Consider the following 18,315-nt stretch of genomic DNA (forward strand, 5'->3'; position numbering starts at 1 on the left):
ATGAGCAGACAGCTGAAACTCGGCGCATTTCTTATGGCCACCGGGCACCACGTCGCCGCGTGGCGTCATCCGGAAGTGCCGGCCAACGCCGGGCTGGATTTCGCCCATTACAAACGGCTCGCGCAGATTGCCGAGGCGGCGAAGTTCGATACGCTGTTCGTTGCTGACAGCGTCGCTGCGCCGACCCAGGACATTGCCAGCCGCATGGCAAGGTCTGATCACTTCGAACCGCTCACCTTGCTCTCGGCTCTCAGTGCCGTGACCGAGCACATCGGCCTGATCGCCACCGCCACCACCAGTTACAACGAGCCGTATCACGTTGCGCGCAAATTCGCCTCACTTGATCACCTGTCGGGCGGGCGCGCGGGGTGGAATCTGGTGACCTCCGACAACGCCGCCGAAGCATTGAATTTCGGCCGTGATGAACACATAGGCCATGCCGAACGCTACAGCCGCGCCCGCGAGTTTCATCAGGTGGTCACCGGGCTCTGGGACAGTTGGGCGGACGACGCCTTTCACCGCGACAAGGCCAGTGGCGCGTATTACGACCCTTCGAAACTGCACGTGCTGGATCACGTCGGTGAGCACTTTCGGGTCAAAGGGCCACTGAACGTCGCGCGTTCACCGCAGGGTCAACCGTTGATTGTCCAGGCCGGCTCCTCTGAAACCGGTCGCGAACTGGCGGCGCAAACGGCTGAGGTGGTATTCACCGCGCAAACTTCACTGGCCAGCGCTCAGGCGTTTTACAGCGATCTCAAGGGAAGCTTGAGCAAGTACGGACGCAGCACGGATTCGCTGAAAATCATGCCCGGGGTTTTCGTGGTTGTTGGGCAGACGGAAGCCGATGCGCAGGAAAAATGTGAAACGTTTCAGCAATTAGTCGAACCCGCAGTTGGCGTCGCCTTGCTTGGGCGTATGCTGGGCAACTTCGATTTGTCGAAGTACCCGCTGGACGGGCCGCTGCCGGAGCTGCCGCTGACCGACAGTGGTCAGCAGAGTCGGCAAAAACTGCTGACCGAACTGGCAGGCCGGGAGAACCTGACGCTCGTTGAACTGGGCCGCAAGATTGCCGGTGGGCGAGGGCATTACAGCGTGGTGGGCACGCCTGAACAGATCGCCGACCGTTTGCAGGAATGGTTCGAACAGGGCGCGGCGGACGGTTTCAATGTGCTGGTACCGCATTTGCCTGGCGGGCTCGAAGACTTCGCCAATGGCGTGGTGCCGGAACTGCAACGGCGTGGTCTGTTCAGAACTGAGTACGAGGGCCGGACGTTGCGCGAGAACTTGGGCCTGGCCCGACCCGGCAATCGATTTGTGTAACACCCTTCGCGAGCAGGCTCGCTCCCACATTTGGAATGCATTTACCTGTGGGAGCGAGCCTGCTCGCGAAGCAGTCGACACCCATTTCAAAACAGACAAGAGAGGATTCGATGACTTACACCGCTGCCGAAAACCGCTACGACTCTATCCCATACCGCCGCGTCGGCCGCAGCGGTCTGGTGCTGCCGGCGCTGTCGTTGGGGCTGTGGCATAACTTCGGCGACAGCACGCCGATCGAGACCCAGCGCGCCTTGCTGCGCACCGCGTTCGACCTGGGGATCAACCACTTCGACCTGGCCAACAACTACGGCCCTCCGTACGGCAGTGCCGAGATCAACTTCGGTCGCCTGCTGCGCGAGGACTTCAAGCAATATCGCGATGAACTGATCATCTCCAGCAAGGCCGGTTGGGACATGTGGCCCGGCCCTTACGGTCAGGGCGGCGGCTCGCGCAAATACGTGCTGGCCAGCCTCGACCAGAGCCTGCAACGCCTCGGTCTGGACTATGTGGATATCTTCTATTCGCACCGCTTCGACCCGGACACTCCGCTGGAAGAAACCGCCAGCGCCCTCGCCACGGCGGTGCAGCAGGGCAAGGCGTTGTACATCGGCATCTCCTCGTATTCCGGGGTGAAAACCCGCGAGATCGCCGCGCTGCTCAAAGAATGGAAAGTGCCGCTGCTGATTCACCAACCGGCGTACAACCTGCTCAATCGCTGGGTGGAAAAGGATCTGCTCGATACCACCGATGAACTCGGCACCGGCGTCATCGCCTTCACGCCATTGGCGCAAGGTCTGCTGACCGACAAATACCTCAACGGCGTGCCGGCGGATGCGCGGGTCAATCGTCCGGGCGGTGGTTCGTTGCAGGCTTCGCACTTGTCCGATGCCAACATCGCCCACGTGCGCGCGTTGAACGAGATCGCCAAACGTCGCGGCCAGAGCCTGGCGCAACTGGCGCTGGCGTGGACGCTGCGTGATCCGCGCGTGACCTCGGCCCTGATCGGCGCGAGCCGGCCGGAGCAGATTATCGAGAACGTCGGGGCGTTGAAGAATTTGAGCTTCAGTGCTGAGGAATTGGCGGAGATTGACGGGTTTGCCCAGGAGGGTGGGATCAATCTTTGGGAGAAGCCTTCGACAGCGGAGTGATCACGAGCGGGGTGTGTCATTCGGATCCTACCCCCTCACCCCAGCCCTCTCCCCCAGGGGGGCGAGGGGGGAAAGGGAGCCGATCTTAATGCTTTTTAAGCCTGAGTTCGACTCGGTATATCAGGTCGATGTATAGCGACAAAACTACTCGGTCAGTCCCCTCTCCCTCTGGGAGAGGGTTAGGGTGAGGGGCTTTTGCTGTTTAGGGCTCAGCGAAAAAACGGCACATCCCCCAACACCGTAGCCCGCTGCATCACCCGCCGCGCCGGGCGGTAATCATCCACCGCGTAATGCTGCGTCACGCGGTTATCCCAGAACGCAATATCGTCCTTCTGCCAGCGCCAGCGAATGGTGTACTCCGGCCGCGTCGCATGGGCGAACAGGAGCTTCAGAATCGCCTCGCTCTCGGTCTCCGACAGCTCATTGATCTTCGACGTAAAGCCTTCGTTGACGAACAATGAACGCCGCCCGCTCACCGGGTGCGTGCGAATCACCGGGTGCGACAACGGCGGATTCTTGCGCCGTGCCTCTTCCCACTGTGCCAGCGCTTCAGGTGTGTTGCCGTAACGCTCCAGCGGAAACGAGCGAGTGAAATCGTGGGTGGCGGTCAGTCCTTCAAGCAACGTTTTCATCGGCGCCGAAAGCGCCTCATACGCAGCAATCCCGCTGGCCCACAAAGTGTCGCCACCAAACTCCGGCAGCAACTTGGCGCTGAGCACCGCGCCCATCGCCGGCGTCGGCAGGAAGGTCACGTCCGTGTGCCAGATCGCGTTGTCGCGCACGTCGGTAACGGCGGTATCCAGAATCAGCACTTCTGGCTGTTCCGGCACGTTCGGGTAGATCGGGTGAATGTGCAGATCGCCGAAATAATGAGCGAAGCGCGCCTGTTGCGACGGCTCGATCGGCTGATTGCGGAAGAACAGCACCTGGTACTTGAGCAGCGCCTGCTCGATGTCGTCGCGGTGTTCCAGACTCAACGGCTGGCTGATGTCGATGCCGCTGATCTGTGCGCCGAGGGCCGAGCTTAACGGGGTGATATTCAGGCTGCTCATGGTGGTTCTCTAGAGTTCGGGATTTAGCTTTTGTGGGAGCGAGCCTGCTCGCGAAAGCGGAGTGTCAGGCAGCAAAGATGTCGACAGAAAGTCAGCATTCGCGAGCAGGCTCGCTCCCACAGGGTTCTTTACATAGCAATTATTCAGTGCGCCTGGCCGTGCCACGGCACCAGTTTGCGTTGCAGGGCGCGCAGGCCCATTTCCATGGCGAAGGCAATCAGGGCGATGACCAGAATCCCCAGCACCACCACATCGGTGACCAGAAATTGCGCGGCCGATTGCACCATGAAGCCCAAGCCGCTGGTGGCCGCGATCAGTTCGGCAGCCACCAGCGTTGACCAACCGACGCCCAGACCAATGCGCACACCGGTAAGAATGTCCGGCAGTGCGCTCGGCAAAATCACATGACGAATCAGCTGCGCGCGGGTGGCGCCGAGCGACTGCGCGGCACGCAATTTCGCCGGGTCGACGGTGCGTACGCCGGTCGCGGTGGCAATCGCAATCGGGGCGAAAATCGCCAGGTAGATCAGCAGCACTTTCGACAACTCACCGATGCCGCACCAGATCACGATCAGCGGCAGATAGGCGAGCGGTGGGATAGGGCGGTAGAACTCGATCAGCGGATCGAGCACGCCACGGGCGATGCGATTAGCGCCGATGGCGATGCCCACCGGCACGGCGGTGAGAATCGCAAAACCCAAGCCCAGGCCGATACGACTCAGGCTCGCGCCCAAGTGCTGCCACAGGGTCGAGTCCATATAACCCGCAGTCGCCAGCAACCAGCCTTTTTGCAGCACGGCGGAGGGCGGCGGCAGGAACAGCGGCTCAATCAATCCAGTGGCGGTCACCGCCCACCAGATCACCAGCAAGGCGAACAAAGTCAACAGGCTGATCCAGCGCGTGCTGAGGCGGCGGCGCACCGGGATCGCCACCGAAGAGCTCTTCACCGCAGGGGCAGAAACGTCGTAACTGCTCATGCGCGCTCCTGCCGTTGAACGGCGCTGCGTTGCGAGAACACTTTGCTGAGCACGTGTTCGCGGGTTTCGATAAAACGCGGGTCGGACTTGATCGCGCGGGCAGACTCACCGGCGGCGTAACGCTGGCCGAAATCCAGGTGCAGTCGCTCGACGATCTGCCCCGGATTCGGCGCGAGCAGAATCAAATCAGTGGCAAGGAAAACCGCTTCTTCAATGTCGTGGGTAATCAGGAAAACCGGTTTGGCGGTACGTTGCCAGACTTGCAACAACAGCTCCTGCATCTGTTCGCGGGTGAAGGCGTCGAGGGCGCCGAAGGGTTCGTCCATCAGCAACACGCGGGGGTCGGCAGCGAGGGCGCGGGCGAGGCCGACGCGTTGTTTCTGGCCGCCGGAAAGCTGCCAGACGCGGCGGTTCTCGAAACCTGAGAGATCGACCAGCGCGAGCATCTCGCGGGCGCGCTGTTCGCGTTTGTGCTTGGCGACACCGGCCAGTTCAAGACCGAAAGCCACGTTGGCCAACACATCCTGCCAAGGCAACAGGGCGTCGTCCTGGAACACCACGCCGCGTTCGGCGCTTGGGCCTTTGACCGGCACGCCGTCGAGGGTGATGCGCCCTGCACTCGGTTCGACGAAACCGGCAATCAGGTTCAACAGCGAAGTCTTGCCACTGCCGGACGGGCCGAGGGCCACCAGCAATTGCTGAGGCCCCAGGGTCAGAGAGATATCCGCCAGCACCGGTTCCGGGCTGCCCGGGTACTGTGCGCTGATGCGCTCCAGCTGTAGCAAGGCCATCGCTGTTAACTCCCGATCAGTTGGTGATGTATTTGGCGCTGACGTACGGCGCGTAGTCCGGCAGAACGGCTTCGACCTTGCCCTGTTCCTTGAGGAACGCGGCGGTGTCGGTGATGGCTTTGGTGGTCGGCGCGCCGAGGTCGCTGACCTGATCCGCCGCCAACGGGTAGACGTTGCCTTGCAGCAGCAATGGAATGTCGCTGGCCTTGGCGCCGGAGAGCTTCACCAGCTTGTCGACGTTGGATTGATTGGCGAGCCAGGCTTTCGGGTCTTTGCGGTAATCGGCGTAAGCGTCGAGGGTGACTTTGGCGAACGCGGTGACGATTTCCGGGTGCTTCTCGGCGAAGTCTTTACGCACGATCCACGCATCGAAAGTCGGCGCGCCGAACTTGGCCAGTTCACCGGAAGTGATCAGCACTTTGCCGTTTTCCTTGGCTACGCCCAGAGCTGGGTCCCACACGTAAGTGGCGTAGATATCACCGCGTTTCCATGCGGCAATGATCGCTGGCGGGGCGAGGTTGAGCACGGTGACTTTCGACGGATCGATGTTCCAGTGCTTCAGTGCGGCGAGCAGGCTGTAGTGACCGGTGGACACAAATGGCACGGCGATTTTCTTGCCGATCAGATCTTGCGGGGTCTTGATGCCGGAACCGTCGCGGGCAACCAGCGCTTCGGCGGCGCCGATCTGGGTGGCGATGAGGAACGTTTCCACCGGGACTTTGCGGGTGATCGCCGCCGTCAGCGGGCTCGAACCGAGGTAACCGATCTGCACGTCACCGGAGGCAATGGCCGCGATGATGTCGGCACCGTTGTCGAATTTGCGCCAGCTGATGTCGGCTTTGGTGGCTTTCTCATAAGCGCCGTCAGCCTGGGCGACTTTCGCCGGGTCAACGGTGGTCTGGTAAGCGACAGTGAGGTCGGCAGCCTGCGCCAGGAAGCTCGCGGCAGCCAGAGAGGCCACGGCCAGCAGGCGAAGCGGGAAATTCAGTTTCATTGAAGAGCTCCATATCAGGCGACCGAGCGTCGGCGAGATAGGAGACTAAATGATCTAAGAATCCAAAAATAAATAACTTTTTAGAATGAGCTTATGAGCGGAAAAATCTAAGGCTCGGCGGATATTGATCGTTCCCACGCTCTGCGTGGGAACGATCCAAGGCGACGCTTAGTTGCTGATTGCGAGAATGCTCGCCTGATACGACCCGACAAACACATCAAAATCGCCCACTTCGTTCTGCTCCAGCTCAGCCTGCGCCGCCAGAGAAGAACGCGCCACCTCCTCAAATTTCGCCTGTTCTTCGGGCTTCAAAGGCTCACTGCGGAAGAACTCCGCATGCGCCTGGCTCTGACGCAGGGAGAACTGCGCGAAGCTTTCCTTGTGTTCAGCCATTGCTGCCAGCACTTGCGCCGACGGTGTCAGCGACGGGTCTTTGACCTTGGTCAGCTGCGTATCCAGCGCCTTGCTGTGCGCATCGCCGCCATGGCTCTGATCCAGCAGCGCCGCCAGCGGCGCAATCTGTTCCAACAGCTCGGCCGCCCAAACCTTCAGCTCGACCGGCTGACCGTCGCGCTGCAATTGCAGGCCCGGACGGCGACCTTCCTTGACCACGCTGAGGAAGTTCGCGGTCGCGTTGCCGCAACTGGTGTTAGTCAGCAGCGGGCTGTCATTCAGCGTGCAGTACAGCAGGAACGCATCCAGGAAGCGCGACTCGGTGAGGTCGATGCCCATTGGCAGGAACGGGTTGATGTCCAGGCAACGTACTTCGACGTATTGAATGCCACGGGCCACCAGCGCCTGAATCGGCCGCTCGCCGGTGTACGTCACGCGTTTCGGGCGGATGTTGGAGTAGTACTCGTTTTCGATCTGCAGGATGTTGGTGTTCAACTGAACCCACTCGCCATCCTGATGCGTGCCGACCTCAACGTACGGCGGGTACGGGGTAGCCACGGCTTTGCGCAAGCTGTCGGTGTAGCTCGCCAGATCGTTGTAGCACGGCGTCAGGCCGGCCTGGGCGTTGCTCTGGTAACCGAGGTCGCTCATGCGCAGGCTGGTGGCGTAGGGCAGATACAGGGTGTCCGGGTCCAGTTGTTCCAGTTGATGCGAACGACCGCGCAGGAAACCGGCATCCAGCGCCGGCGAAGCACCAAACAGGTACATCAGCAGCCAGCTGTAGCGACGGAAATTGCGGATCAGCGCGATATAGGACGACGACTGGAAATCCCGGTCGGTGCCGACGAAACCCTCGGCTTCTTTCAGCAGCGGCCAAAGCTTTTCCGGCAGGGAGAAGTTGTAGTGAATCCCGGCGATGCACTGCATGGTCTTGCCGTAACGCAGTGCCAGGCCTTTGCGGTAGACGTACTTGAGCTGACCGATGTTGGACGTGCCGTAGTAGGCGATCGGGATGTCTTCCTCGGCCGGCAACGGGCACGGCATCGATGGGCTCCACAGGTACTCGCTGCCGAGTTTGCTGTAGGCAAAACGATGAATCTTGTCCAGGCTCGCCAGCGTGTCCGCCGGGTCGGGCAGGGCAGGCGTGATGAATTCCAGCAGCGACTCGGAATAGTCGGTGGTGATTTGTTCGTTGGTCAGCGCGGAACCCAAGGCTTCCGGGTGCGGCGTTTGCGCCAGTCGACCTTCGCTGGTCACGCGCAGGCATTCACGTTCGATACCGTGGAGGCACTGTTCGAGCAGAGAGAGGTTGGCGCGCTCACCGAGCAGAGCCAGGCGGCGGTTGAGAAGTTCGCTCAATTTGGATTCCTTCACGCGTCAGTCGCCCCAATATGGGGGTGGGCAGGACGGTCTACAAGGGTGAAGTTGAAACTGGCGTTTTCGCCTGGTTTTGTAGCGGCAGGCCATTTGCCGGTCAGTCAGGAACTGCACAATCCCTGTGGGAGCGAGCCTGCTCGCGAAGGCGGTGTGTCAGCCAACATCTTAAGTGCTGATACACCCACTTCGCGAGCAGGCTCGCTCCCACAGGATTCGTTGCGCCGAAATTAACTCAAATTGATGGCCACAAGCTACAGGACAGCGAACGTGCCTTGCGCTTTTGCGACCAGTTTGTCGCCCTGCATCACATCGGCTTCGACCACCAACGTGCGGCGGCCCGGGTGGATCACCCGCGCCGTACACAGCACCTCACCGTCGGAAACGGCGCGGATGTAGTTGATCTTGCACTCGATGGTCGCGCTCTGCTGATCGAAACCGTGGGTGCTGGAACAGGCCAGCCCCATGGCGATATCGACCAGACTGAACAGCGCTCCGCCATGCAATTTGCCGCCGCGGTTGCGCAATTCGGGTTCCAGCCCCAGGGCGACTTGCGCCACCCCGGTTTCCAGGCTGTGCAGGCGGCAGCCCAACAGCTTGAAAAACGCGCTCTCGACGAGCCCGGCCGGAATCTCCATCAGCGTTTCTTCAACTGCTTGGCGTTGGCGAACAGCGACGCCATCGCGTTGTTCACTGGCGCGGCGGTGGCGGTTTCCTTGCGTGGCGCGTTGTTCGAAGGCTGGCGTTGTGCCGAGCCCGGACGCGAGCCACGGGCGCCATCGATCTTCTCGCCCGGGGTGTCGCCCATGCGCATCGACAGGCCGACGCGTTTGCGCGGGATGTCGACTTCCATGACCTTCACTTTTACCACGTCACCGGCCTTCACCGCTTCGCGCGGATCTTTGATGAACTTCTCCGACAGCGCCGAGATGTGCACCAGACCATCCTGATGCACGCCGATGTCGACGAATGCGCCGAACGCGGTCACGTTGGTCACGACGCCCTCGAGGATCATTCCCAGTTGCAGGTCTTTGAGGTCTTCGACGCCTTCCTGGAACTCGGCCGTCTTGAATTCCGGACGCGGGTCGCGGCCCGGTTTTTCCAGCTCCTGGAGGATGTCGGTCACGGTCGGCAGACCGAAGGTCTCGTCGGTGAACTTCTTTGGGTCCAGGCGCTTTAGGAAACCGGCATCGCCGATCAGCGATCGAATGTCACGGTCGGTTTCAGCGGCAATGCGCTGCACCAGTGGATAGGCTTCCGGGTGAACCGCCGAGGAATCCAGCGGGTTGTCGCCGTTCATCACGCGCAAGAAACCGGCGGCCTGTTCGAAGGTTTTTTCGCCCAGACGCGCGACTTTCTTCAGCGCTGCGCGGGTTTTGAACGCGCCGTGCTCGTCGCGGTGCGCCACGATGTTCTGCGCCAGTGTTGCGTTGAGACCGGAGATCCGTGCCAGCAGGGCCACGGAGGCTGTGTTCACGTCGACGCCGACGGCGTTTACGCAGTCCTCGACCACAGCGTCCAGACCACGTGCCAGTTTCAGTTGGGACACGTCGTGCTGGTACTGGCCGACACCGATGGATTTCGGGTCGATCTTCACCAGCTCGGCCAGTGGATCCTGCAAGCGACGGGCAATCGACACCGCGCCACGGATCGACACGTCCAGATCCGGGAATTCCTTGGCTGCCAGTTCCGACGCCGAGTACACCGATGCGCCGGCCTCGGAGACCATGACCTTGGTCATCTTCATGGCTGGATATTTTTTGATCAGCTCGATCGCCAGTTTGTCGGTTTCGCGGCTGGCGGTGCCGTTGCCGATGGCGATCAGGTCAACCGAGTGCTTGGCGCACAGGGCCGCCAGAATGGCGATGGTCTGATCCCATTTGTTGTGCGGCACGTGCGGGTAAACCGTGGCGTGATCCAGCAGTTTGCCGGTCGAATCGACCACCGCCACCTTGCAACCGGTGCGCAGGCCCGGGTCGAGACCCAGCGTTGCGCGCGGGCCGGCCGGCGCGGCCAGCAGCAGGTCGTGCAGGTTGTGGGCGAACACGTTGATTGCCTCGGTTTCGGCGCCGTCGCGCAACTCGCCCAGCAGGTCGGTTTCCAGGTGGGTGTAGAGCTTGACCTTCCAGGTCCAGCGCACCACTTCACCCAGCCATTTGTCGGCCGGACGGTTCTGGTTCTGGATACCGAATTGCTGGCCGATCATGCCTTCGCACGGGTGCATGGTGCCCGGCAGTTCGTCGCCGACTTTCAGCGCGGAGCTGAGGATGCCTTCGTTGCGGCCACGGAAAATCGCCAGTGCGCGGTGCGATGGCATGCTTTTCAGTGGCTCGTCGTGTTCGAAGTAGTCGCGGAACTTCGAGCCTTCCTCTTCCTTGCCGGCAATCACGCGGGCACTGAGGGTCGCTTCCTGCTTGAGATAGTTACGCAGTTTTTCCAGCAGGCTGGCGTCTTCGGCGAAGCGTTCCATCAGGATGTATTTGGCGCCCTCCAGCGCAGCCTTCACATCGGCCACACCTTTTTCGGCGTCGACAAAGCGTGCGGCTTCGCTTTCCGGGGCCAGGTTCGGGTCGTTGAACAGGCCGTCGGCCAAGTCGCCGAGGCCGGCTTCCAGGGCGATCTGGCCCTTGGTGCGGCGCTTCTGCTTGTACGGCAGGTACAAGTCTTCGAGGCGGGTCTTGGTGTCGGCGAGCTTGATGTCGCGCTCAAGAGCAGGGGTGAGTTTGCCTTGCTCTTCGATGCTGGCGAGGATGCTGATGCGCCGTTCGTCGAGTTCTCGCAGGTAGCGCAGGCGCTCTTCCAGATGACGCAACTGGGTGTCATCGAGGCTGCCGGTGACTTCTTTCCGGTAGCGGGCGATGAAGGGAACGGTAGAGCCTTCATCGAGTAGCGCGACGGCCGCTTCGACCTGTTGTGGGCGTACGCCGAGTTCCTCGGCGATGCGGCTGTTGATGCTGTCCATAAAACCACCTGACATATTGTGAAAGCAGGCTCGCAGGCACGGAAATAAAGGCCCGGAGTCTGGTTGAGCGGCATGAAGATGGCCGCTGCCTGGGTCAAAAGGCAGCCCATTGACCCGTGAAATCGAACAATTACTGCGCTGGCCCGGAAAAAATACCGGCCACTTGCGGTAACGATTCAGACGTTGCCTGGCACAAAACGCCGCGCATTATAACCAGCGTTCTGTCATTCGGGGGCGTTGCAGTCTGTAGGCATAAACCCCGGTTTTGTGGCAGTGAAGGAAAAATCTGCTAACAATGCACACGGTGCGTATAACGGCAGCTACGCCATAATGCGCGCCGAGCTAAAAGGAGCATCCAATGAGCAGCACTGCACAAACTGCTGAAGGCGAAAAAATTCTCATCGTTGACGACGATCCGGGGCTGAGCAGCCTGCTGGAACGTTTTTTCGTCAGCAAGGGCTATCGTGCCCGTACCGTACCGAACACCGAGCAGATGGATCGTCTGCTGTCGCGTGAAGTCTTCAATCTGGTCGTCCTCGATCTGATGCTGCCCGGCGAAGATGGCTTGACCGCATGCCGTCGTCTGCGAGCAGCGAATAACCAGATTCCGATCATCATGCTCACCGCCAAAGGCGATGAGATGAGCCGCATCAAGGGCCTGGAACTGGGCGCCGACGATTATCTGGCCAAGCCGTTCAACCCGGACGAGCTGATGGCCCGGGTCAAGGCTGTTCTGCGTCGTCAGGCCGCCCCGGTACCGGGCGCGCCGGGCAGCGAAGACGAAAACGTCACCTTCGGTGATTACGTGTTGTCGCTGGCTACCCGCGAACTGAAACGCGGCGACGAAGTACACATGCTCACCACCGGTGAGTTTGCGGTGCTCAAGGCCTTGGTCATGAACGCGCGTCAGCCACTGACCCGCGACAAGCTGATGAACCTGGCCCGTGGTCGTGAGTGGGATGCGCTGGAGCGTTCCATCGACGTGCAGATTTCCCGTCTGCGCCGGATGATCGAGCCTGATCCGTCCAAACCGCGCTATATCCAGACTGTCTGGGGCGTGGGCTACGTGTTCGTACCGGATGGCGCCGCCACCAAGTGATCGGTGATTTGTAGGAGCGGGTCTGTCGGGACTTGGCCATAATGGCCATCCCCGCAGACTCGCAATCCGCAATATGCGAGCATTGCTCGCTCCTGCAAGTGTGTAGCGGTTATTGATGAAGACCCCCGTCTGGTTTCCCCAAAGTTTTTTCTCCCGCACCCTCTGGCTGGTGCTTATCGTCGTGCTGTTTTCCAAGGCGCTGACCCTGGTTTATCTGTTGATGAACGAGGACGTGCTGGTGGATCGCCAATACAGCCACGGCGTCGCTCTGACGCTGCGCGCCTATTGGGCTGCTGACGAAGAAAATCGCGCGAAGATCGCTGATGCCTCAACCCTGATCCGGGTGGTGGGTGCCGGTGTGCCGGAAGGCGAACAGCACTGGCCGTACAGCGAGATCTACCAGCGGCAAATGCAGGCAGAGCTGGGCGCGGATACGGAAGTGCGATTGCGCATGCACTCGCCGCCAGCCCTGTGGGTTCGTGCGCCGAGCCTGGGTGATGGCTGGTTGAAAGTTCCGCTGTACCCGCATCCACTGCGCGGCCAGAAAATCTGGAACGTGCTTGGCTGGTTCCTGGCGATTGGTTTGCTGTCGACGGCGTCGGCGTGGATTTTCGTCAGCCAGCTCAACCAACCCTTGAAACGACTGGTCTATGCAGCCCGGCAACTCGGCCAGGGCCGCAGTGTGCGTCTGCCGATCAGTGACACGCCTAGCGAAATGACCGAGGTATATCGCGCCTTCAACCAGATGGCCGAAGACGTCGAACAGGCCGGGCGTGAGCGCGAGCTGATGCTGGCCGGGGTTTCCCATGACTTGCGCACGCCGTTGACTCGATTGCGGCTGTCGCTGGAGTTGATGGGCGATCGCAACGACCTGACAGACGACATGGTGCGCGACATCGAAGACATGGATGCGATTCTCGACCAGTTCCTCGCGTTTATTCGCGATGGTCGCGACGAGTCGGTGGAAGAGGTGGACCTCAGCGATCTGGTGCGTGAGGTGGCGGCACCGTACAACCAGAGCGAAGAAAAGGTTCGCCTGCGTCTGGAGCCGATCCAGCCGTTTCCGTTGCGTCGGGTTTCGATGAAGCGCTTGCTGAACAACTTGATCGGCAACGCCTTGAATCATGCAGGCAGCGGCGTCGAAGTCGCGGCTTATGTGTCTGGTGACACCAGCGCGCCGTATGTGGTGCTGAGTGTGATGGACCGTGGGGCGGGGATTGATCCGTCGGAGCTTGAGGCGATTTTCAACCCGTTTACCCGAGGCGATCGTGCGCGGGGCGGCAAGGGCACGGGGTTGGGTCTGGCGATTGTGAAGCGCATTGCTTCGATGCATGGCGGCAATGTCGAGTTGCGCAACCGGTCCGGGGGCGGATTGGAAGCGCGAGTGCGTTTGCCATTGGGGTTGATGTTGCCGCGGGATGCCGTTTAAACGCTGAAAAAGATCGCAGCTTCCGGCAGCTCCACATGGGAATGCATACCCTGTAGGAGCTGCCGGAGGCTGCGATCTTTTGCTTTTAACCTTTGCCTTTGGTCCGAGTCATGTTCGGCCCGCCATTCTTCTCAAGATGCTCAATGATGATCCCTGCCACATTCTTCCCGGTGGTGGTCTCGATCCCCTCCAGCCCCGGCGATGAGTTCACTTCCATCACCAGCGGCCCGTGATTGGAGCGCAGGATATCCACACCCGCTACCGCCAGGCCCATGACCTTGGCCGCACGTAAAGCGGTCATGCGCTCTTCCGGTGTGATCTTGATCAGACTGGCGCTGCCGCCGCGGTGCAGGTTGGAGCGGAATTCACCCGGTTTGGCCTGACGCTTCATCGCCGCGATCACCTTGTCGCCAACCACGAAGCAGCGGATATCCGCACCACCCGCCTCCTTGATGTATTCCTGAACCATGATGTTCTGCTTCAGGCCCATGAACGCTTCGATCACCGACTCGGCGGCGGTCGCGGTTTCACACAGCACCACACCAATACCCTGAGTGCCTTCCAGCACTTTGATCACCAATGGCGCGCCATTGACCATGTCGATCAGGTCGGGAATGTCATCCGGTGAGTGGGCAAAACCTGTCACCGGCAAACCGATGCCACGACGTGAGAGCAATTGCAGAGAACGCAATTTGTCCCGCGAACGGGCGATGGCCACCGATTCATTCAGCGGAAACACCCCCATCATTTCGAACTGACGCAGCACTGCGCAGCCATAGAACGTCACCGACGCACCGATCCGCGGGATCACCGCATCGAAGCCTTCCAGCGGTTTGCCGCGATAGTGGATCTGCGGCTTGTGGCTGGCGATGTTCATGTAGGCGCGCAAGGTGTCGATCACGACCATTTCATGCCCGCGCTCGGTGCCGGCTTCGACCAGACGACGGGTGGAATACAGACGCGGGTTCCGCGACAGCACAGCGATCTTCATGCAACACCTGTTGAGGAGGTAGATACCGGGAACACCGGCTTGTCTTGTACATATTTGATGCCCGGATTGACCACCAGGTGGCCGTCGATCAAGGCTTTGGAACCGAGCAACAGGCGATAGCGCATGGACTTGCGGCAGGCGAGGGTGAACTCGATCGGCCAGACCCGATCACCCAGAGCCAGCGTCGTGCTGATCACATAGCGTTCCTGGGCATGGCCATTGGAGCTTTTAATGGTTTTGCGCGTCACCAGTGGCGCTTCACAGCGCCGGTGACGCAACTGCACCACCGTGCCCAGGTGCGCGGTGAAACGCACCCACTTCTCGCCGTCGCGTTCGAACGGCTCGATGTCGGTGGCATGCAGGCTGGAGGTACTGGCACCGGTGTCGATTTTTGCTCGCAGGCCCGCGACTCCCAAATCCGGGAGCGCCACCCACTCGCGCAGACCGACAACGGTCAAATGGTCAAATGTCTTCAAAAAAATGCTCAACCGTGACAACCGATCAGCCCGCAGGGGCCGGATTCGCGGTATTCACGCAGAATAAGGGTTAAAAGGCGACAGATTTCTACAGCCCGGAATACCAGCCCCTGAAGCAGGCGCCGGAATGCATGCATTGTAATCCGGGATGCTGCAATTCATGGCACGACAGAAACGGTAGTACAGTTCACCAATATTTCAGAATGAGGACATTCCATGGCACAAAAAAGCGAAGAGGACGACAAGGTCCGTCTCGATAAGTGGCTATGGGCAGCGCGTTTTTATAAAACACGTGCCTTGGCCAAAGCAGCGATCGAGAGTGGCAAGGTGCATTGTCGAGGCGAGCGCTGCAAGCCTGGCAAAGAGCCACGCATCGGCGATGAATTCGAGATCCGCACCGGCTTCGAAGTGCGCACGGTGAGGGTCGAAGCCTTGTCGATCGTGCGTCGTGGCGCGCCTGAGGCACAGACACTATATGCAGAAACCGAGGTGAGTGTTGAAAAGCGCGAAGCGGCTGCGGCGATGCGCAAGGCGGGTGCGTTGGGCGTGAGCACCGACGGCAAGCCGAGCAAGAAACAGCGGCGGGATCTGTTTAAGTTTCGGGGTAACAGCAGCAGCGAGTAGGGCGTTACTGCCTCTTCGCGAGCAGGTTCGCTCCCACAGAAGATTGCATTCCAATGTGGGAGCGAGCTTGCTCGCGAATCGAGTGCGCAGCACCCGCCATGAACAATTCGATATCAGGCGCTACGCATCACACTCATCCGCGAAACAACCGGCAGTTTGCCGAGCAGATTGAAAATCGGCGCCGTCACCTTCAGCCAGAAATTCGCCGCGTGATACGCAAACGGCGTGTAATAACCCCAGCCCAACGCCCACACCGCCAGCAACACACCGCCGATGTAATCGTCCTGACCCCAATGTGCACCGGCCACCAGTCGCGGCAGCATGAACAGCAAGGTCAGACCCCAGATCGTCAGGAACTGGCCAGCCGTGCGGCTGAACACGCCCATGAACAGTGCCCAGATCAGCAACACCGAAGCGTGATCACCTGGGAAGCTCTGGCTCGAGCGATCCTTCAGCTCCCAGGTCTTCTCCAGATGTGGAAAGTAGTCGCTCAGGTGAACGGCGCCTTCAAGCACCATCGACGGGCTGCTGTGCTGCCAGTCCATGTGGTCGGCGAATTTGGAAAACAGTGCGCGGATCACCACCATCAACAGCAGGATCGAGAAAAAACCGAAAAATGCCCGACGTACATCAATCGCCTTGAACACCCAGTCGCCCTTGATCAGCAGCATCAGCAGAATCAGCCCGACCACAATGTCGAACGGGCGCAGACTTGCAATTGCCCAGATGTGGAGCCATATCGTGTTGCTGGCCAGCGGTGCATTGAGCGAGCGGAACAGCCACTCGTCGAAAATCACACACAGCGAGTTGCCCGTAGGCCATAACCAGAAAGCCAGTAGCGCTAATGGCACTACGTTGCACAGAACCAGCCGGCCGAGGTTCCACCTTGATTGGAACAAACCCGGATTGTTCATAAAATGCCTCCCATGGCTAAGCAGTCGGCACCAAAAAGGGTGCCAAGAAACGCAAATTTTCACGTTTTGTAACCATTTTGTCATCAATTTCAGATACCCAGACCTATGACCGACCTGACGGATACCGATTTCACCCAACGCTTCATCTTCGATGACAGCGACACCCGCGGCGAACTGGTTGCGCTTGAGCGCAGCTACGCCGAAGTTCTTGCCAAACACCCGTACCCGGAACCGGTTGCGCAACTGCTGGGCGAATTGATGGCGGCCGCTTCTTTGCTGGTAGGCACCCTGAAGTTCGACGGCTTGCTGATTTTGCAGGCGCGTTCCGAAGGCCCGATCCCGATGTTGATGATCGAGTGCTCCAGCGAGCGTGAGATCCGTGGCCTGGCGCGTTACCACGCCGATCAGATCGCGGCAGATGCGACCCTCAGCGACTTGATGCCCAACGGCGTCCTGGCCCTGACCGTCGACCCGACTGTCGGCCAGCGCTATCAGGGCATCGTCGACCTCGACGGCGAAACCCTGTCCGACTGTTTCACCAACTATTTCGTCATGTCGCAACAGGTTGCCACCCGCTTCAAGCTGTTTGCCGACGGTCGTCGTGCCCGTGGTCTGCTGCTGCAACAACTGCCAGCCGATCGTCTGAAGGACGAAGAAGATCGCGCCGCCAGCTGGCAGCACATCACCGCGCTGGCCAGCACCCTGAGCGCCGATGAATTGTTGAGCCTGGACAACGAAACCGTGCTGCACCGTCTCTACCATGAAGAGCAAGTGCGCCTGTTTGATGTGCAGAACTTGCGCTTCCACTGCAGCTGCTCGCGGGAACGCTCGGGCACTGCGCTGGTCAGTCTGGGTCTGGAAGATGCGCAGGCGCTGGTGGCTGAGCAGGGTGGCAAAGTCGAGATCGATTGCCAGTTCTGCAACGAACGTTACGAGTTTGATGCCGCCGATATCGCTCAATTGTTCGCTGGCGCAGGCGTCGACACCCCGTCAGATACCCGGCACTAAAACGGTTCAGCGCAGGTAAATTCACTGCTCAACGACGTAATTACGCCGTTACGACGGGAGGACCCTACTCTTTTTGGGCTTTTCTGGCATAATCCGGCCCACTTTTTTCGCGGTAGTAGTGCACGACTTTATACTACAAAACGTTTGGAGCACACTCGGCCACTGGCCGACGGGGAACCTCATGACGCACTCCAAAAACGCCGTGAACACCCATCTTAGAGTTGATGATCTGGTAAAAGAAGCCCTGAATCGCGGTGAGGGCGAGCTTGCCGATACCGGCGCTCTGGTAGTCCGCACCGGTCATCGTACCGGCCGTTCGCCAGTCGACCGTTTCATCGTTGAAGAGCCTTCCACCCAGGCCGCTATCGCCTGGGGCCCGATCAACCGCAAGTTCCCGGCCGACAAGTTCGATGCGCTGTGGGCTCGTGTCGAGGCGTTCAACAACGCGCAAGAGCACTTTGTTTCCCACGTTCATGTAGGTGCGGCCGAAGATCACTACCTGGCCGTGAAAATGACCACTCAGACTGCCTGGCAGAACCTGTTCGGTCGTTGCCTGTTCATCAACCCGGCCCAGTACAACCCGGCTGGCCGTGAAGAATGGCAAGTGCTCAACGTGGCCAACTTCGAATGCGTGCCTGAGCGTGACGGCACCAACTCCGACGGTTGCGTGATCCTCAACTTCGCCCAGAAGAAAGTGCTGATCGCCGGCATGCGTTACGCCGGTGAAATGAAGAAAGCCATGTTCTCCGTGCAGAACTTCCTG

At 60.1% G+C, this 18,315-nt stretch carries 17 protein-coding genes; 7 read left to right on the top strand and 10 right to left on the bottom strand.

The annotated features are described in order from the left end of the window. Window positions 1-1,320 (top strand): LLM class flavin-dependent oxidoreductase, encoded by a 1,320-nt coding sequence (locus tag ACIOVB_RS03440; RefSeq protein ID WP_401264826.1) that lies wholly within the window; start codon window positions 1-3, stop codon window positions 1,318-1,320. Window positions 1,321-1,430: 110 nt separating this feature from the next. Beyond that, window positions 1,431-2,468, top strand: a complete 1,038-nt coding sequence (mgrA, locus tag ACIOVB_RS03445; protein ID WP_187679396.1) for an L-glyceraldehyde 3-phosphate reductase — start codon at window positions 1,431-1,433, stop codon at window positions 2,466-2,468. A 209-nt stretch (window positions 2,469-2,677) separates the two neighbouring features. On the opposite strand, the gene tauD is transcribed toward mgrA, so the two are convergent. The 7 genes from tauD to ACIOVB_RS03480 all read right to left on the bottom strand — a co-directional run bounded on the left by tauD (window position 2,678) and on the right by ACIOVB_RS03480 (window position 11,011). Further along, window positions 2,678-3,520 carry a taurine dioxygenase gene (gene tauD, locus ACIOVB_RS03450; protein ID WP_401264829.1) on the bottom strand — a complete coding sequence of 281 codons (843 nt, stop codon included), beginning with the start codon at window positions 3,518-3,520 and terminating at the stop codon, window positions 2,678-2,680. Window positions 3,521-3,663: 143 nt separating this feature from the next. Then, on the bottom strand, window positions 3,664-4,497 hold the full coding sequence (gene tauC, locus ACIOVB_RS03455; RefSeq protein ID WP_187679398.1) for a taurine ABC transporter permease TauC: 834 nt from the start codon (window positions 4,495-4,497) through the stop codon (window positions 3,664-3,666). After that, window positions 4,494-5,288, bottom strand: coding sequence for a taurine ABC transporter ATP-binding subunit (gene tauB, locus ACIOVB_RS03460; RefSeq protein WP_187679399.1), 795 nt, complete (start codon window positions 5,286-5,288; stop codon window positions 4,494-4,496). The genes tauC and tauB overlap by 4 nt, the downstream gene beginning before the upstream one ends. A 16-nt stretch (window positions 5,289-5,304) precedes the next feature. Continuing rightward, on the bottom strand, window positions 5,305-6,282 hold the full coding sequence (tauA, locus tag ACIOVB_RS03465) for a taurine ABC transporter substrate-binding protein (RefSeq protein WP_401264833.1): 978 nt from the start codon (window positions 6,280-6,282) through the stop codon (window positions 5,305-5,307). A 168-nt stretch (window positions 6,283-6,450) separates the two neighbouring features. Then, window positions 6,451-8,034: a glutamate--cysteine ligase gene (gshA, locus tag ACIOVB_RS03470; RefSeq protein WP_401264835.1), complete on the bottom strand. Its 1,584-nt coding sequence runs from the start codon at window positions 8,032-8,034 to the stop codon at window positions 6,451-6,453. Between the two features lie 269 nt (window positions 8,035-8,303). Continuing rightward, window positions 8,304-8,687, bottom strand: a complete 384-nt coding sequence (locus ACIOVB_RS03475; RefSeq protein WP_187679402.1) for a PaaI family thioesterase — start codon at window positions 8,685-8,687, stop codon at window positions 8,304-8,306. Continuing rightward, window positions 8,687-11,011, bottom strand: a complete 2,325-nt coding sequence (locus ACIOVB_RS03480) for a Tex family protein (RefSeq protein WP_401264837.1) — start codon at window positions 11,009-11,011, stop codon at window positions 8,687-8,689. Before ACIOVB_RS03480 ends, ACIOVB_RS03475 begins: the two co-directional genes overlap by 1 nt. A 358-nt stretch (window positions 11,012-11,369) precedes the next feature. Here ACIOVB_RS03480 and ompR point away from each other — a divergent pair, with 358 nt between their 5' ends. Together ompR and ACIOVB_RS03490 are read left to right on the top strand one after the other, a co-directional pair. Continuing rightward, window positions 11,370-12,110 carry a two-component system response regulator OmpR gene (gene ompR / locus ACIOVB_RS03485; RefSeq protein WP_016986271.1) on the top strand — a complete coding sequence of 247 codons (741 nt, stop codon included), beginning with the start codon at window positions 11,370-11,372 and terminating at the stop codon, window positions 12,108-12,110. 115 nt (window positions 12,111-12,225) lie between these two features. Then, window positions 12,226-13,539, top strand: a complete 1,314-nt coding sequence (locus tag ACIOVB_RS03490; protein WP_187679404.1) for an ATP-binding protein — start codon at window positions 12,226-12,228, stop codon at window positions 13,537-13,539. An 85-nt stretch (window positions 13,540-13,624) separates the two neighbouring features. On the opposite strand, the gene rimK is transcribed toward ACIOVB_RS03490, so the two are convergent. Further along, window positions 13,625-14,530, bottom strand: coding sequence for a 30S ribosomal protein S6--L-glutamate ligase (rimK, locus tag ACIOVB_RS03495; RefSeq protein ID WP_007949201.1), 906 nt, complete (start codon window positions 14,528-14,530; stop codon window positions 13,625-13,627). Next, complete coding sequence (locus ACIOVB_RS03500) at window positions 14,527-14,988, bottom strand: ATP-dependent zinc protease (protein WP_175555634.1); 462 nt, start codon at window positions 14,986-14,988, stop codon at window positions 14,527-14,529. Before ACIOVB_RS03500 ends, rimK begins: the two co-directional genes overlap by 4 nt. Before the next feature lie 234 nt (window positions 14,989-15,222). On the opposite strand from ACIOVB_RS03500, the gene ACIOVB_RS03505 reads away from it, so the two are divergent. Beyond that, window positions 15,223-15,630 (top strand): RNA-binding S4 domain-containing protein, encoded by a 408-nt coding sequence (locus ACIOVB_RS03505; protein WP_187679405.1) that lies wholly within the window; start codon window positions 15,223-15,225, stop codon window positions 15,628-15,630. Window positions 15,631-15,743: 113 nt separating this feature from the next. Here ACIOVB_RS03505 and ACIOVB_RS03510 read toward each other — a convergent pair whose 3' ends face one another. Next, on the bottom strand, window positions 15,744-16,544 hold the full coding sequence (locus ACIOVB_RS03510) for a phosphatase PAP2 family protein (RefSeq protein WP_187679406.1): 801 nt from the start codon (window positions 16,542-16,544) through the stop codon (window positions 15,744-15,746). Window positions 16,545-16,649: 105 nt separating this feature from the next. On the opposite strand from ACIOVB_RS03510, the gene hslO reads away from it, so the two are divergent. Both hslO and ACIOVB_RS03520 read left to right on the top strand, forming a co-directional pair. Further along, a complete protein-coding gene (gene hslO / locus ACIOVB_RS03515) occupies window positions 16,650-17,552 on the top strand; it encodes an Hsp33 family molecular chaperone HslO (protein WP_401264841.1) in 903 nt (300 codons plus the stop codon). Between the two features lie 181 nt (window positions 17,553-17,733). After that, window positions 17,734-18,315 (top strand): phosphoenolpyruvate carboxykinase (ATP) (locus tag ACIOVB_RS03520; protein ID WP_401264843.1); only part of this gene is annotated, 582 nt, incomplete at its 3' end.

Origin of the sequence: Pseudomonas sp. NPDC087639, assembly GCF_044743385.1 — a bacterium.
Lineage (GTDB): Bacteria > Pseudomonadota > Gammaproteobacteria > Pseudomonadales > Pseudomonadaceae > Aquipseudomonas.

What these genes read in the sequence shown, in the direction of transcription:
- ACIOVB_RS03440 (WP_401264826.1), top strand. Translation starts at nt 1, where the DNA reads ATGAGCAGACAGCTGAAACTCGGCGCATTTCTTATGGCCACCGGGCAC.
- mgrA (WP_187679396.1), top strand. Translation starts at nt 1,431, where the DNA reads ATGACTTACACCGCTGCCGAAAACCGCTACGACTCTATCCCATACCGC.
- tauD (WP_401264829.1), bottom strand. Translation starts at nt 3,520, where the DNA reads ATGAGCAGCCTGAATATCACCCCGTTAAGCTCGGCCCTCGGCGCACAG.
- tauC (WP_187679398.1), bottom strand. Translation starts at nt 4,497, where the DNA reads ATGAGCAGTTACGACGTTTCTGCCCCTGCGGTGAAGAGCTCTTCGGTG.
- tauB (WP_187679399.1), bottom strand. Translation starts at nt 5,288, where the DNA reads ATGGCCTTGCTACAGCTGGAGCGCATCAGCGCACAGTACCCGGGCAGC.
- tauA (WP_401264833.1), bottom strand. Translation starts at nt 6,282, where the DNA reads ATGAAACTGAATTTCCCGCTTCGCCTGCTGGCCGTGGCCTCTCTGGCT.
- ACIOVB_RS03475 (WP_187679402.1), bottom strand. Translation starts at nt 8,687, where the DNA reads ATGGAGATTCCGGCCGGGCTCGTCGAGAGCGCGTTTTTCAAGCTGTTG.
- ACIOVB_RS03480 (WP_401264837.1), bottom strand. Translation starts at nt 11,011, where the DNA reads ATGGACAGCATCAACAGCCGCATCGCCGAGGAACTCGGCGTACGCCCA.
- ompR (WP_016986271.1), top strand. Translation starts at nt 11,370, where the DNA reads ATGAGCAGCACTGCACAAACTGCTGAAGGCGAAAAAATTCTCATCGTT.
- ACIOVB_RS03490 (WP_187679404.1), top strand. Translation starts at nt 12,226, where the DNA reads ATGAAGACCCCCGTCTGGTTTCCCCAAAGTTTTTTCTCCCGCACCCTC.
- rimK (WP_007949201.1), bottom strand. Translation starts at nt 14,530, where the DNA reads ATGAAGATCGCTGTGCTGTCGCGGAACCCGCGTCTGTATTCCACCCGT.
- ACIOVB_RS03505 (WP_187679405.1), top strand. Translation starts at nt 15,223, where the DNA reads ATGGCACAAAAAAGCGAAGAGGACGACAAGGTCCGTCTCGATAAGTGG.
- ACIOVB_RS03510 (WP_187679406.1), bottom strand. Translation starts at nt 16,544, where the DNA reads ATGAACAATCCGGGTTTGTTCCAATCAAGGTGGAACCTCGGCCGGCTG.
- hslO (WP_401264841.1), top strand. Translation starts at nt 16,650, where the DNA reads ATGACCGACCTGACGGATACCGATTTCACCCAACGCTTCATCTTCGAT.